Origin of the sequence: Oryzibacillus soli (assembly GCF_051594765.1) — a bacterium.
Lineage (GTDB): Bacteria > Bacillota > Bacilli > Paenibacillales > NBRC-103111 > Paenibacillus_AR.
Genome location: NZ_JBPPGJ010000014.1, coordinates 97,887 through 110,739, shown reverse-complemented (window position 1 = coordinate 110,739; position 12,853 = coordinate 97,887). Strand labels below are relative to the sequence as shown.

Annotated in this window: 18 protein-coding genes and 1 other annotated feature; of the genes, 10 read left to right on the top strand and 8 right to left on the bottom strand. The window is 61.8% G+C overall.

The annotated features are described in order from the left end of the window. Positions 1 to 207 precede the first annotated feature (207 nt). From ACSEXW_RS19250 to ACSEXW_RS19235, 4 genes are all read left to right on the top strand, one after another. Positions 208 to 1,293: an ABC transporter substrate-binding protein gene (locus ACSEXW_RS19250; protein WP_438447796.1), complete on the top strand. Its 1,086-nt coding sequence runs from the start codon at positions 208 to 210 to the stop codon at positions 1,291 to 1,293. Then, entirely contained in the window at positions 1,283 to 2,047 is a 765-nt protein-coding gene (locus ACSEXW_RS19245) for an ABC transporter permease (RefSeq protein ID WP_438447795.1), read from the top strand. Before ACSEXW_RS19250 ends, ACSEXW_RS19245 begins: the two co-directional genes overlap by 11 nt. Further along, the gene (locus ACSEXW_RS19240; protein ID WP_438447794.1) at positions 2,044 to 2,745 is read left to right on the top strand and encodes an ABC transporter ATP-binding protein; all 702 of its coding nucleotides are present in this window, start codon (positions 2,044 to 2,046) and stop codon (positions 2,743 to 2,745) included. The genes ACSEXW_RS19245 and ACSEXW_RS19240 overlap by 4 nt, the downstream gene beginning before the upstream one ends. A 74-nt stretch (positions 2,746 to 2,819) precedes the next feature. Continuing rightward, a complete protein-coding gene (locus tag ACSEXW_RS19235; RefSeq protein ID WP_438447793.1) occupies positions 2,820 to 3,377 on the top strand; it encodes a pyridoxamine 5'-phosphate oxidase family protein in 558 nt (185 codons plus the stop codon). Positions 3,378 to 3,422: 45 nt separating this feature from the next. On the opposite strand, the gene ACSEXW_RS19230 is transcribed toward ACSEXW_RS19235, so the two are convergent. From ACSEXW_RS19230 to ACSEXW_RS19200, 7 genes are all read right to left on the bottom strand, one after another. Further along, a complete protein-coding gene (locus tag ACSEXW_RS19230; protein ID WP_438447792.1) occupies positions 3,423 to 3,650 on the bottom strand; it encodes a hypothetical protein in 228 nt (75 codons plus the stop codon). 99 nt (positions 3,651 to 3,749) lie between these two features. After that, a complete protein-coding gene (locus ACSEXW_RS19225) occupies positions 3,750 to 3,842 on the bottom strand; it encodes a YjcZ family sporulation protein (protein ID WP_438447791.1) in 93 nt (30 codons plus the stop codon). Positions 3,843 to 3,944: 102 nt separating this feature from the next. Then, a complete protein-coding gene (locus ACSEXW_RS19220) occupies positions 3,945 to 4,325 on the bottom strand; it encodes a spore germination protein GerPE (protein ID WP_438447790.1) in 381 nt (126 codons plus the stop codon). A gap of 5 nt (positions 4,326 to 4,330) precedes the next feature. Continuing rightward, on the bottom strand, positions 4,331 to 4,522 hold the full coding sequence (locus ACSEXW_RS19215; protein WP_438447789.1) for a spore germination protein GerPD: 192 nt from the start codon (positions 4,520 to 4,522) through the stop codon (positions 4,331 to 4,333). Beyond that, entirely contained in the window at positions 4,519 to 5,211 is a 693-nt protein-coding gene (gene gerPC, locus ACSEXW_RS19210) for a spore germination protein GerPC (RefSeq protein WP_438447788.1), read from the bottom strand. Before gerPC ends, ACSEXW_RS19215 begins: the two co-directional genes overlap by 4 nt. Before the next feature lie 52 nt (positions 5,212 to 5,263). Next, positions 5,264 to 5,548, bottom strand: a complete 285-nt coding sequence (locus tag ACSEXW_RS19205) for a spore germination protein GerPB (RefSeq protein WP_438447787.1) — start codon at positions 5,546 to 5,548, stop codon at positions 5,264 to 5,266. Then, on the bottom strand, positions 5,545 to 5,772 hold the full coding sequence (locus ACSEXW_RS19200) for a spore germination protein (RefSeq protein WP_438447786.1): 228 nt from the start codon (positions 5,770 to 5,772) through the stop codon (positions 5,545 to 5,547). The genes ACSEXW_RS19205 and ACSEXW_RS19200 overlap by 4 nt, the downstream gene beginning before the upstream one ends. A 128-nt stretch (positions 5,773 to 5,900) precedes the next feature. On the opposite strand from ACSEXW_RS19200, the gene ACSEXW_RS19195 reads away from it, so the two are divergent. The 4 genes from ACSEXW_RS19195 (at position 5,901) to ACSEXW_RS19180 (ending at position 7,212) form a co-directional block, all read left to right on the top strand. Next, a complete protein-coding gene (locus ACSEXW_RS19195) occupies positions 5,901 to 6,455 on the top strand; it encodes an Hsp20/alpha crystallin family protein (RefSeq protein ID WP_438447785.1) in 555 nt (184 codons plus the stop codon). 103 nt (positions 6,456 to 6,558) lie between these two features. Further along, positions 6,559 to 6,702 (top strand): hypothetical protein, encoded by a 144-nt coding sequence (locus tag ACSEXW_RS19190; protein WP_438447784.1) that lies wholly within the window; start codon positions 6,559 to 6,561, stop codon positions 6,700 to 6,702. 28 nt (positions 6,703 to 6,730) lie between these two features. Further along, positions 6,731 to 6,859 (top strand): hypothetical protein, encoded by a 129-nt coding sequence (locus ACSEXW_RS19185; RefSeq protein ID WP_438447783.1) that lies wholly within the window; start codon positions 6,731 to 6,733, stop codon positions 6,857 to 6,859. Positions 6,860 to 6,876: 17 nt separating this feature from the next. Beyond that, complete coding sequence (locus ACSEXW_RS19180) at positions 6,877 to 7,212, top strand: hypothetical protein (RefSeq protein WP_438447782.1); 336 nt, start codon at positions 6,877 to 6,879, stop codon at positions 7,210 to 7,212. A 41-nt stretch (positions 7,213 to 7,253) separates the two neighbouring features. Here the strand turns inward: ACSEXW_RS19180 and ACSEXW_RS19175 are convergent, their stop codons facing one another. Then, positions 7,254 to 9,443 carry an alpha-galactosidase gene (locus ACSEXW_RS19175; RefSeq protein ID WP_438447781.1) on the bottom strand — a complete coding sequence of 730 codons (2,190 nt, stop codon included), beginning with the start codon at positions 9,441 to 9,443 and terminating at the stop codon, positions 7,254 to 7,256. Between the two features lie 163 nt (positions 9,444 to 9,606). Beyond that, positions 9,607 to 9,904: a binding site (T-box leader), on the top strand. A gap of 401 nt (positions 9,905 to 10,305) precedes the next feature. On the opposite strand from ACSEXW_RS19175, the gene ACSEXW_RS19170 reads away from it, so the two are divergent. Together ACSEXW_RS19170 and ACSEXW_RS19165 are read left to right on the top strand one after the other, a co-directional pair. Then, positions 10,306 to 11,883 carry a 2-isopropylmalate synthase gene (locus tag ACSEXW_RS19170; RefSeq protein WP_438447780.1) on the top strand — a complete coding sequence of 526 codons (1,578 nt, stop codon included), beginning with the start codon at positions 10,306 to 10,308 and terminating at the stop codon, positions 11,881 to 11,883. A gap of 109 nt (positions 11,884 to 11,992) precedes the next feature. After that, positions 11,993 to 12,817: a hypothetical protein gene (locus ACSEXW_RS19165; protein WP_438447779.1), complete on the top strand. Its 825-nt coding sequence runs from the start codon at positions 11,993 to 11,995 to the stop codon at positions 12,815 to 12,817. The last annotated feature ends 36 nt before the right edge of the window (positions 12,818 to 12,853 follow it).

The following is a 12,853-nucleotide window of genomic DNA, read 5'->3' as shown; positions in this document are numbered from 1 at the left end:
CTATAAACCAGCAGAATTTCCTCCTTTTCCCTCGAGCCTCCTTGATTCGGGAATGTGGATTCGAGCTCCGCCAAATATGGAGAAATGTTGAAACCTTCCCCCGGACGGTCACGCAGGCTGTGAATGGCCGTTGACAAATGTGAAAAAAATCACCTACTATGAGGTTAATTAAAATTTTTCCATTTTGAGCAGCGGAGGTTCATGCACATGAAACGGACTTATGGAAGGTTAATCGGAGGTGTACTGGCGTCCACGCTGGCGCTGGCTTCAGGCTTGGCAGGCTGCGGTGACGCACAGAAAGCGGATCCCACCGCAGCCGCTTCCGCCGCATCGACGGCCGTACCGGCAGGGGGAAGCACCGTACCGGCAGCGAAGACGCCCCAGCCGGCCGGACCGAAGCCGGTCTTGCGTGTCGGGGCGCTGAAGGGACCGACGGGTATGGGAATGGCGAAGCTGATGGAGGACGACGCCCAAGGCAAGACGGCCGTGGATTATGAGTTCACCCTGCTGGACAGCCCGGACGATATGACGGCCAAGATCATCAACGGGGATCTGGATGCGGCGGCGGTGCCCACCAATATGGCGCTGACCCTGTACAACAAGACCGGTGGTGCCGTACAGCTGGCGGCGGTGAACACCCTGGGTGTCCTGTCGCTCCTGGAGAACGGCAGCAGCATCAAGTCCGTCGCCGATCTGAAGGGCAAGACCATCTATACGAGCGGCAAGGGGGCGACGCAGGATTTTGCCTTCCGCTATATTCTGAAGCAGAACGGTCTCGATCCTGAGAAGGACGTGACCCTGGACTATAAGCTGCAGCAGGCCGAGCTGGCGGCTGCGGCGGCTTCCGGGGATGCGGCTCTGGCGCTGCTGCCCCAGCCTCACGTGACGACGGCCATGATGAAGAACCCGAACCTGCGCGTAGCACTGGATATCACCCAGGAATGGGCCAAGGCCTCCGGCAGCAACGACAAGCTGGCGATGGGCTGCGTACTGGTGCAGAAGAAATACGCACAGGCCAACAAGGGGGCATTCACGACCTATCTGGAGGAATACAAGCAGTCCGTCCAGTTCGTGAACGGTCAAGCCGACCAAGCGGCGGAGCTCATCGCCAAGCACGCGATCCTGCCCAATGCGGCGGTGGCCAAGAAGGCGATTCCCCTCTCGAACATCGTCTATATCGATGCCCAGGAGGCGAAGCCGTTCCTGAACAAGTTCTATCAGGTGCTGTTCGATTTCGAGCCGAAGTCGGTCGGGGGCAAGCTGGCGGACGACGCCTTCTATTATGCCAAGTAGCCGAAAAATCTGGGTGCATGCCGGAGTCGGCATCTTCTGGCTCCTCGTCTGGTATGCCGTCTACCGGGCGGTGGACCGGGAGCTGTACATGCCATCCCCGGCGGCGGTGCTTCTCCGCTTGGCCGGATTGGCCTCCGAGGCGGGCTTCTGGAAGGACGTGCTGCTGTCGGTAGGCCGGATTGCCGCCGGCTTCCTGCTCTCCGTGGCGGCCGGCACGGTGCTCGGCATCCTGTCGGGTCTGTACCGGCCCTTGTACGTGCTGTTGAATCCGGTGGTGACGGCCATCAAGGCCACCCCGGTCATCTCGTTCATCATGGTAGCCCTGTTCTGGTTCTCATCGGGCAGGGTGCCGGTATTCATCGGCTTCCTGATGTGCTTTCCAATCATGTGGACCCAGATGGCGGAGGGCATCCGGCGGGTGGATCCGAAGCTTCTGGAGCTGGCCCGGGTCTACCGGGTAAGCCTGTCTTCGGTTGTAAGGAAGATTTATGTGCCTTCCTTGGTGCCTTTTTTCTCCCCGGCGTGCGTGACGTCTCTGGGCTTCGCCTGGAAGGTGGGCGTGGCGGCGGAGGTGCTGAGCCATCCGAAGCTCTCCATCGGCGGCAGGCTCTATGAGGCCAAGGCTTATCTGGAATCCACCGACCTGTTCGCGTGGACCCTGGTGGTGGTGCTCCTGAGTCTAATCTTTGAGACGCTGCTCGACCGGGTCATTCGCAGATGGAGACCCGAGGGCGGAGGAGGTGCAGCGGGATGAGCATCCGGCTGCAAAAGGTATCCCGCAGGTTCGGTTCCCTGCGCGTGCTGGAGGAATTCTCCCTGAGCTTGGCGCAGGGACGGATCCAGGCCCTCCTCGGGCCCTCCGGCTGCGGCAAAACCACGCTTCTCCACCTGTTGGCAGGCCTGCTCAAGCCGGAGAGCGGAAGCGTCGAAGGGACGGAGGGGCTCTCCTGCTCCTTCGTTTTCCAGGAGGACCGTCTCCTGCCGTGGGCGACGGTCTGGGAGAACGTGCGGTTTGTGCTGGAAAGCACGATGTCCCACGAACAGGCGGAGGAGGCGGCGCGTCTGGCGTTGGAGCAGGTAGGACTGACGGCCTTCCGAAATGCCTACCCCGAGGCGCTTAGCGGAGGAATGAAACAGCGGGTCTCCCTGGCCCGGGCCATGGCCTTCAGCGGGGAGCTCCTCCTGATGGATGAGCCGTACAAGGGGCTGGATCGGGAGCTGAAGCTGGGGCTCATGGAGGATCTCCTCTCGTTCGTCCGGCGCGCCGGCGTAACGGTCCTGCTGGTGACCCATGACGTGGAGGAAGCGCTGCTGCTGGCCGACGAGGTGCTGCTGCTGCAGGGTCCGCCCCTTGCCGTCCGCCGGACGGTTACCGTTCAGGTGCCCCATGAGGATCGGCGGCGGCGTCCGGAGCTCCTGGAGCCTTACCGTAAGGAGCTGCTGGGGAATTAGCCGGCGCCGGCAGGATTATTTGGAATCCCCTGGAATAGGTATATATATCCGGATTCAAGAAGGGGGATGTCCCGTTGGGCAAATTATTCGACGCTCTGCTGCCCGAGCACCAGGAGTTTATCCGCAGGCAGCACCTATTCTTCGTTGCGTCCGCGCCGCTCGGCCCGGAGGGCCATGTGAACGTGTCGCCCAAGGGGCATGACGTCTTCCGCATCCTGTCGGCCAACCGGGCCGCTTACCTGGACTTGACGGGCAGCGGCAATGAGACAAGCGCCCATCTGCTGGAGAATGGCCGGATCACGGTCATGTTCTGCGCCTTCGAAGGGCCGCCTAACATCCTGCGGCTGTACGGAAGCGGACAGGTTCATCTTCCCGGCTCCCCGGAGTGGGAGGAGCTGGAGCCCCTGTTCCCCGCACTGCCCGGTTCCAGGCAGATCATCACGGTGGACATCCGCAAGGTGCAGACGTCCTGCGGCTACGCCGTTCCGTTCCTGTCCTACGAGGGAGAGAGGGAAACCCTGCAGCGGTGGTCCGCTCAGAAGGGCGAGGAGGGGCTGCGCGAGTACCGGAGGGAGAAGAATACCGTCAGCTTGGACGGCCTGCCCTCTCCGCTCGGGCTGGAGCACGGCTGACACAGCAAGGGGCGCCCCGCCGGGCGCCCTTTTGATTTTCCTCTCCTACAGCACCTTCTTCTTGCGCATCAGCTTCAAGAGCTTCCAATACGAATAATCCTGGGAGCGGAACAGCGAGAATGCCTCCTCCGTCCAGTCCGGCATGCTGCCCTCCCGGGCATGCTTGCGGAGCGTCTTCATGGACCCCTTCAGACGGCTTCTCTCTTTCTCCAGCTCCTTCTTGATCCCGTTCAGGCCCTTCATGGCGCTGCGGGCTTCCTTGATATTTTTCACCGTTGCTTCCCCCTCCGGCCCTTCCCTCTTCCCGCACGAAGACAAAAAAGTGACTCCCCGCCGGGAAGCCACCTTTTTGCATGTCAGATTCGCTGGTTCTTAGACAACGAACGGACGGGAGATGATAACCAACAGAATGAACAGTACCAGGACAATACCGATCCCTGCACCATAAGCTCCTACTGCGCTCATGATCTCATCCTCCTTTCGCTCGCATGTAGTGTATCTTATGCGAAAGGGGTGGGGGCCGTATGGACGTATGCCCGGTTTCGGCCAGAAAAGCGCCCAAACCCGCTAAACCGGGCGTTTGCCCGACAAAAGCTGGCGGATATGCTTGGTCCGGTTCTCCGAATCGACTGCTTTGCAGGAGCCGACGTGCAGGACGGCGGAGACCGACATCCCGAGAATCTCCACGGCTCCCACCCGGATGGAGGAGCACTCGTTCTCCGCCGTAAAGGCAACGGGCTCGTACACCACCGGCCTCAGCAGATTTTGCCGGTAGATGGCGAAGGCGTCGAAGCCTCCTTCGTTTCCCTCGTAATTGGCCACCTCCCGTTGGACTGCAAGCACCTCCGAGCGGGGAGCGACGGCGGCCGAGTCCCCCAGCTGGACGATGGAGCTCAACTGGGCGGACAGAATCCGGATGCCGCCTACTAAGCTGCTTCTCACAGGCATCGGCGTCACCGCCCTCCCGCTTCCGGTGCGAAGGGCACCAGCGGGCCGATGATCAGCGACTCCGGCGGGGTATCGAAGATGGAGGAGGTGGCGATGGCCTCCGTGTCCCCGATCAGGACGACGGAGGCGCTGCCCACTCCCATGATGCGGATGGCGCCGACCTGCAGCTCCTTGTTCACGACGTTCAGTTGAATCATGGCTCCTGCCCCTTTCCTTCCTGCTTGTAGAACTGTGCCAGCCCTTCCCGGACGTCCTTGCGGACGCGCTCCAGCATGGTCCGGACGGCCGCTTCGTCACTGCCTTCCCGGGTCGGAATCTGCTTCATGTAGACGGCCGCACGTTGGCGGATCTGCCGGCGCAGATCCTCGGCCACTTCCTCCCGCCGGGCCTCGGCGGGTGCCATCCCCGCCTCCTCCGCCGCTGCGTCGATGTCCTGGTCCAGCTCCGCCGCCAGATAGCCCTCCAGAGCGCGGCCCATGGAGGCGTAAGGCTCTCCGCGGTCTCCGCCCCCGTTCTCATCCCCATCATCATCCCCGGATGACAGCTTGACGTCCTGGGCGGTGGCCGAACCGGCGGCCAGATCCTCAATGAGACCGTCGGCTCCCTGGGCCAGACCGATCTGCAGGGTTCCCGCCAGCGTATCCACCTTCAGCTGCTCGAACCGGTATTCGATCTTGTCGATTCGGGTCGTCGGCTGCTTCTCCTGCTCCTCCAGCTGCTTCTGCACGGAGGCGAGGCTCACTTCCACAGCATGGAGGTGTACCTCGACGGCCGCCAGCCGCTCCCCCATGTCCTGGAGCTGCCGTTCCATCCGGAGCTGCTGCTCGGCCAGCCAGCCGGTTCTCCGAAGGAGCTCCTGCAGATGCCACAGCAATTGCGGTTCCATGGCAATTCCTCCCTTTTTCCTCATACCTACGCTTGGGAGAAGGGATGTAGACCTATTGCAGGGCGGGCAGGGGCACCAGGGGAAAGAGAGGGGCTTGGGTGCTGAGAGGCGAGGAAGCCTGGGAAACGCTGGTGCCTTCGTCCGACCCATCCTCCGACGCTCCGCCATCGCCTGCCTCTCCGGCCTGCGGGGCGGGTCCCGTGAAGCCTCCGGTGTTGAAGTTGTTGGAGATGCTCTTGATCAAGCCGGCGGAGCCGACTTGGAGCACGGAAGAGTTGGTAACGGAATTGACGCGAAGGGTCTGGATCCAGATGGATTGGTTCACATAAGTAATCATGCGGTGCCCACCTTGCTGACGGAGTCGTCGTTGATGTCGGGATCGTTGGTGTTGGTGGCGCTGATGCCGTTGTTGGTCATCGGGAAGTCGCCGGTCAGGAAGGAGCCGGCTCCGGCGAAGGTTTTGGAGGCACTGGTCGGGGAGAGGAAGATGGCGTCTCCGAAATGGACGATGGCGCTGGAGCCGACGCTGACGATCTTGATATTGCCAATAAAGGCCGGCATGGTGCTGCCCCCTTCGTGTATAGTCGTATGCCTATTCTATGTGGGGAGCCGCCCGGGTGTGACATTCGCCCATATGCTGCATACGATGAAGAGTGGCAGTAGAATGCGGTTTGCGGGAGCCGCCGATTATGCGGAAGATGAAGCGAGGGAACGGTATGGGAAACGGCAAGAAGTCCGGACCGGACTGGGAACATTTTGAAAAGCTGATGGGCGCCCGCTTTCCCTTTATGCCTCAGGGTATAAAGGGCCGAATGGAAGCCGGGGGCGATTGGATCGGCAAATATGTGGAAGAGGTGCTGAAGCAATCCTTCGGAGCCGCCGGAGAGGAGGAGGAGGAAGGCAAGGGTCACCGGGAGGAGACCGCTTCCTCCCAGGTAAGAACCTCGTCGTCGGAGGCTTCGGAGCTCGATTATGACTACGGTTTGTTTGAGACTCATACGTCGGTGATCGTGCGGGTGGAGATTCCCGCCGAGGTCCATATCCGCAACGTGCGGGTGTACGCATCGGATTACCAGCTGAAGCTGGAGCAGGATCCTTCCCGCAAGAAGCTCTACATCCGGCTCCCCCATGCGGTGGACCATGCGTCGGTGAAGGCGGTCTATAAGGACCGGGTGCTGGAGATCCGGCTCACGAAGGCGGATGAAGCGGAGCTCTTCCGGGAGGTTCGGATCCGCAATCTTTGACGGAAGGGTCGGACACATTGGGCGGATGCCCCGGCAACTTCGGTCGTTACTCTGATTATGATATAGAAGGAAAAGCAGCGTCTGGAACAGGAGGAGACGGAGGATGGGGGCCGGGGAGGAACAGGCGGAGCATCAAACGGAAGTGAGCAACAGGTGGAAGGATGCCTATATCATTATAGCGACGGTTGTCGTGTTCACCCTGCTGTTCGCCGGCCGGGATGCCTCTGAAGTGAAGGGGGAAGAGTAAGCGGCCGTTGCTTAAGGAGGGAAGCGGGATGGCGGATGAGAATTCGGATGAGTTGAAGCGGGGTATTACATTGGTCGTGACAATCGTGATCATCTTGTCTTTTATTTATGGATTCGGAAGGGAAGGCGGTCCGAAGGACACGATCATTCCCGGCTAGAAGGGGGATGGGCGGAAGTGGCGAGCGTGGGCCGTAACGGCAATGGCAATGGAAACGGGAACGGGAACGGGAAGAAGAACGGGAGCAGCAACGGAAACGGCAACGGCAACGGGAAAAACGGAGCCAAAGGACTGTCTCTCGGCTTAGGCAAGCTTACGCCCCAGCAGCTGGCCGTTATAACGGCGCTGTTGTCCAACGCCTTGATTGTGGATTCCGTTCTTGTCGATAAAGACCAAGAGATACAGATTGTCCTAAGCGGCTCGCTCCGAAGGAAGAACAAGACGGATAAGCTTGTTGAAGAGCTGAGCGACGTGACGGTCGGCGAACTCCTCGAATCCATATCCCGGTTATAAAAAAGGACCATACCCCGCTTGGGAGGTACGGTCCTTCCTTGCTATTTCGCGATGAAGCGGAACAGACGGCTCTGGAAATCCCCATGAAGGTGAGGGATGACGATCCCTGCATGCATCAGACGGTCGCCTCCGTAGACCTCGCCGGTTTCCTGGAGCACGTATTGGCGCTCCGGATCCAATCCCTGGAGGCGCAGCCGGGTGAGGGGGGCATTGGGCTCGGAGAGCACCTGGAAGTAGCCGACGAGAGCCTCGCTCCGGTCTTCGGAGACGAACATCCAGGCGGTGTCGTTGCCCTCGAACGGGCTGCGCAGCCGGTACATGTCCCCCTGCTGGACCAGAGTGCGGATCTCCTTGTAGAAGGCGACCTGCTGCTTGACGGTCTCCTTCTCCTCCTCCGTGAACTTGGTCAGGTCCAGCTCGTAGCCGAAGTTGCCGGACATGGCCACGTCCCCGCGCATGGTCAGCGGCGTGTTGCGGTGGACCTGATGGTTCGGCACCGCCGACACGTGGGAGCCCATGGAGCTGGCCGGATAGACGATGCTGGTGCCGTACTGGATCTTCAGGCGCTCCACCGCGTCCGTGTCGTCGCTGGTCCAGGTCTGCGGCATATAGTGCAGGATGCCGGGATCGAAGCGTCCGCCGCCGCCGGAGCAGCTCTCGAAGAGCACGTGCGGGAATTCGCTTGTGATCCGCTCCATGACGCCGTATAGGCCCAGCATGTACCGGTGGGCGGTCTCAGCCTGGCGCTCGGGCGGAAGGGCGGCGGAGCCGACCTCCGTCATGTGGCGGTTCATGTCCCACTTCACATAGGTGATGGGTGCCGAACGGAGCACGTCGCCGACCACCCGGACGATGTAATCGCACACCTCGGGGCGGGACAGGTCCAGAATCAGCTGGTTGCGGGCCTCGGATCTCCGGCGCTCCGGCACGTGCAGGCACCAGTCCGGATGGGCGCGGTACAGCTCGCTGTCGGGGGAGATCATCTCCGGCTCGAACCAGAGGCCGAACTGCAGGCCCAAGCTTCGGACCCGTTCGACCAGATCGGGCAGACCCTTCGGCAGCTTGTTGTGGTGGACGAACCAATCTCCCAGGGAGGTGGTGTCGTCGTCCCGCTTGCCGAACCAGCCGTCGTCCAGCACGAACAGCTCGATGCCGAGCTCCTGGCCGGCCTGGGCAATGGATTCGATCTTGTCGGCGGTGAAGTCGAAATAGGTCGCTTCCCAGTTATTGATCAGGACCGGTCTCGCCTGATCCCGGAAGGCCCCCCGGATCAGCCGGGTGCGGTACAGCTTGTGGTAGATGCGGGACATGCCGCCGAGGCCGTGGGCCGAATAGACCAGGACCGCCTCCGGAGCCTGGAAGGTGGCGCCGGGCTCCAGCAGCCAGCGGAAGCCGAAGGGGTTGATCCCCATGCTTACCCGGGTAGTCCGGAATTGATCCACCGTGGCGCGGGCCGTGAAGTTGCCGCTGTACACCAGGTTGAAGCCGTAGACCTCCCCGTGCTCCTCGCCGGCGTCCGGAGTCAAGAGGGCCAGGAACGGGTTCATCTGGTGGCTGCTGGCACCGCGGCTGCTCTCGACGCCCTGGAGTCCGTAAGCCAGGGGACGGCGCACGAGGTGGCGCTCGCGGGCCCAAGCGCCGGACAGCTGGATCAGGTCGAAGCCGCTGTGGTCGAAGTCGACGCTGACCGACAGAGCCCGGTTCAGCTTAAGCGGTGCGCTTCCGGTATTCGTGAAGCGGACGGAGCGGGTGATGGCGTCCAGCTGCTCCATCACCGTATAGGTCAGCTCCGCGCGCAATCCGGCGGCGGCATCCTCCAGCACGATCTGAAGGGTGGTCGCTTCCTCGTCGCTCTCCGTATAGACGGAGGGGAGCCCCTCTATAGCCGGCTTGCCCGATCGGATGCTGTGGGATACGTAAGCGAGCTCGGTGGTTTGGGTGCCGTTCGGAAGCTCGGCCGCATAGGCGGGCTCCCGGAAGTCGCCGGTGCCGTGGGAGGGGTACTCCAGCGGAGTCGTATCCAGGCTGAAATGCCAGTCCTTCGGATCGACCGTGGGGGAGAAGGCACGCCCTGCAGGCACATGCAGTCCGGTGAGATCGGCCTCCTCGCGGACCTTGGCGCCCCAATAATAATGGGCGAGGTAGCGGTCGCGGAAGATCCCCATCACATAGCTGGTATGTCGGGTCTGAAGATGGAATTGCTTCGTATTCGGATGATAAAAAATCGGCATAAGGAAATCCTCCTAATACAGGCATATGATACCATTATAGCGCCAGATACTCCCTGAGCGTATGGAACCAAGCAGGCTTCATATGGACGAATGTAGTTTCTTGTCCGCGTATTGACAACCGCAATTCGGTGTATTATAGTTATGAGAAAATTCTAACTATACTTGAAACGCGAAGAACGGGATCAGTAAGAGTCATTCACACCGTCAGAGAGCTGCGGGTTGGTGCGACGCAGCGGGTGAAGCTCCGAACCTCGCCCGGGAGCGGCAGGATGGAAGCCATGGCCATGGCCTACATGCTGACGGTTCATCCCCGTGAAGGGATGGCGGGAGCCGCCGAGGCCTGGACAGCTGGCGCAGGCAATGGCATGGCCCCGCACCGAGCGGATTCCCCGCCTGCTTCGATGGAGCAGACGGGAATCAAGAAGAGTGGTACCGCGATAGGTCAGCCTGTCGTCTCTTCCCCAACCGGGGGAGTGACGGCAGGCTTTTATATTTATGCCATCCCCTCCCCCAAGGCATCAGCTTAACAAGACTCAGAACGTGACGAACGGGAGCAGTAAGGGCTTCGACGACCTTCAGAGAGCCGCGGGACGGTGGGACGCGGCGGCGGAGGGCCCTGAAACTCGCCCGGGAACGGCCGGATGGAGAAGGGTGGATTCCTGCCCTCGTACATCCGGACGGCTCGCCCCCGTTACAGGGCACGCGGCCCGACCGGCCGCGGCGGAGCGGGCCCGGCATCGAATGCCGGGCAAGAAGAGTGGTACCGCGGCAGACTTTCACGAGCCTGTCGTCTCTTTCAGAAGAAGGAGACGGCAGGTTTTTTGGCGTTCCCAAACCCTAACTTACCGAGGAGGAATAAAACATGGATACACGGAAAATCCGCATTTTCGACACGACCTTGAGAGACGGGGAGCAATCCCCCGGCGCCAGCCTGTTCCCGGAGGAGAAGATCATCATCGCCCGCCAGCTGGAGAGGCTGGGGGTGGACACGGTGGAGCCGGGCTTCCCGGCCGCCAGCCCCGGTGACTTCCATGCGGTGCAGCAGATCTCGCGGCTCCTGCAGAACACGGAGATCTGCGGCTTCGGCCGCGCCGTGAAGGACGACATCGACGCCGCCGTCCGGGCCACCGCCGACGCAGCCAAGAGAAGGCTGCATCTGTTCCTTTCCTCCTCCCAGATCCATATGGACTTCCAGCTGCGCAAGAGCCGGGAGCAGGTGCTGGAGATCGCCAGGAGCATGGTGGCCTATGCCAAGCAGCATGTGGACCGCATTGAATTTTCACCGATGGACGCCACCCGTTCGGGGGAGGACTTCCTGTACGAGATGGTGGAGGCGGTCATTGCCGAAGGAGCGACCATCATCAACATTCCGGACACGGTCGGCTATGCGCTGCCGGAGGAATACGGCAATCTGTTCCGCAGGGTCCGCGCCAACGTCCGGGGCGGGGACCGGGTGGAATACAGCGCCCACTGCCATAACGACCTGGGGCTGGCCGTAGCCAACAGCTTGGCGGCGGTTCAAGCCGGAGCCTCCCATGTGGAGGTCACGGTGAACGGCATCGGCGAGCGGGCGGGCAACTGCTCCCTGGAGGAGCTGGCGATGGCCGTCGAGACGCGGGGCGGAGCCATCGGCATCACCACCGGCATCCGGTCCGAAGAGATCTACGAGACCTCGCGTCTGGTCAGCCGTCTGATGAACCTGTCCATCGCCCACAACAAGCCCATCGTAGGGCGCAACGCCTTCCAGCATGAAGCAGGCATCCACCAGGACGGCTTGCTGAAGAACCGGAACACTTACGAGATCATGGACCCGGAACGGATGGGCATTCCGAGGGACATGATCGTCCTGGGCAAGCACTCCGGGCGCCATGCGCTGAAGCACCGGATGGAGCAGTACGGAATCCGGATGTCGGAAGACGAGCTGAACCGGTTCGCCGAGAGGTTCAAGGAGGAGGCCGACGCCCGCAAGTTCGTCTCTGACGCCGATCTCCTGCGGATCTGGGGGGACACCTCCGACACCCAGGCGGAGCCGTACAGCATCGTGGACTTCCAGGTCATCTCCAATCACCGGAAGATCAAGGTGGCCTCCGTCACCCTGAAGGACAACCGGACGGGAGAGGAAGCCTCCTTTGCGGCAGCCGGCTCGGGTCCGGTGGAGGCGGTGGTGGCCTGCATCAAGCAGGCGGTTCCCATGGACGTGGAGCTGAAGGACATGGAGATTCATTCCTTGTCCTCCTCGGAATCGGCGCAGGGCGAAGCCCAAGTGACGGTGGAAGCGGGAGGGAGTCTCTACCGCGGAAGCGGAATCGACAGGGATATCCTGTCGGCCGTGGCCCAAGCGTTCCTGTCGGCGATCAACCAAGCGGTGTCCCATTCCGGAACGGGAGCCCCTGATTCGGGGAATCAGGCGGAAGACCGCACGGCGGCAGGAGGGTGTTAAGAGGTCGAATCGTGGAGCCGGTGGCGAATCAGACACAAAAAAGTTAATTGACAATGATAATCATTATCAATTACCATGGAGACATATTCCTTTATGGAAAGGTTGATCCATGGTGCATCGTTCTCCCCATTCTTTCCTGACCGGCCCGCAGGGGCTCTTGCTGACATCGCTCACCGTTCATCCTGACGGCGGCTTGATGGTTTCTTCCATGAACGGCGGGCCGTACCTTCTGGCGGAGGACGGAGGCTGGACGGAGCTCTGCTCCGGGCTGCCTGCGGATGCAGTCATCCACCGGCTGGAGTCGGACCATGCGGCGGTCTACGCCTGCACCAGCCGGGGGCTGTGGGTGCTGCGGGGAGCCGTCTGGGAGCGGACGGACATCACCGCCCCCTGCTACCGCCTCCGGAGCACCGGTAGCCAGCCTATGGCCGCGGCGGATGACGGGCTGTGGGTCCGTCACGGAGACGGCTGGGTGCGCACGGACTATGCGGAAGGGCCGGTGTACGACATGCTTGCGACCCCGCAAATGATCTTCATGGCCCAGCCGCTGGGGCTGGCATTCTTCGACCGGTATATGCAGACCTTGGAGCCGATTCCTCTCGAGGCGGTGCCCACAGGGCTCACCGTCCTGCAGGGGAGCCTGCTCGGAGCTGCAGGCGGCAGCTTGATGATCGGCGACAAGCGGGGGCGCTTCGACCTGGTCCGGTTCGGCCGGATTCAGGTGCTGTCCGTGGCGGAGGCGGGGGGACGGGTGTATGCCTGCACCAGCCGGGGTCTGTACCGGATTCTGACCTGGAACGGCAAGTATCACCTGTGCTCGGTCAAGCAGGGCGGCCCCGTCACGGATCTGATTCAGGGACGGTCGGGCGTCTATGCAGCCACACTATTCGACGGCGTATGGGCCGTCCCCGGAACGGAGCGGGTCCGCGCATGATGGCGGGCCCCCCTTTTGTTCCGGCGGGGGTTCTGG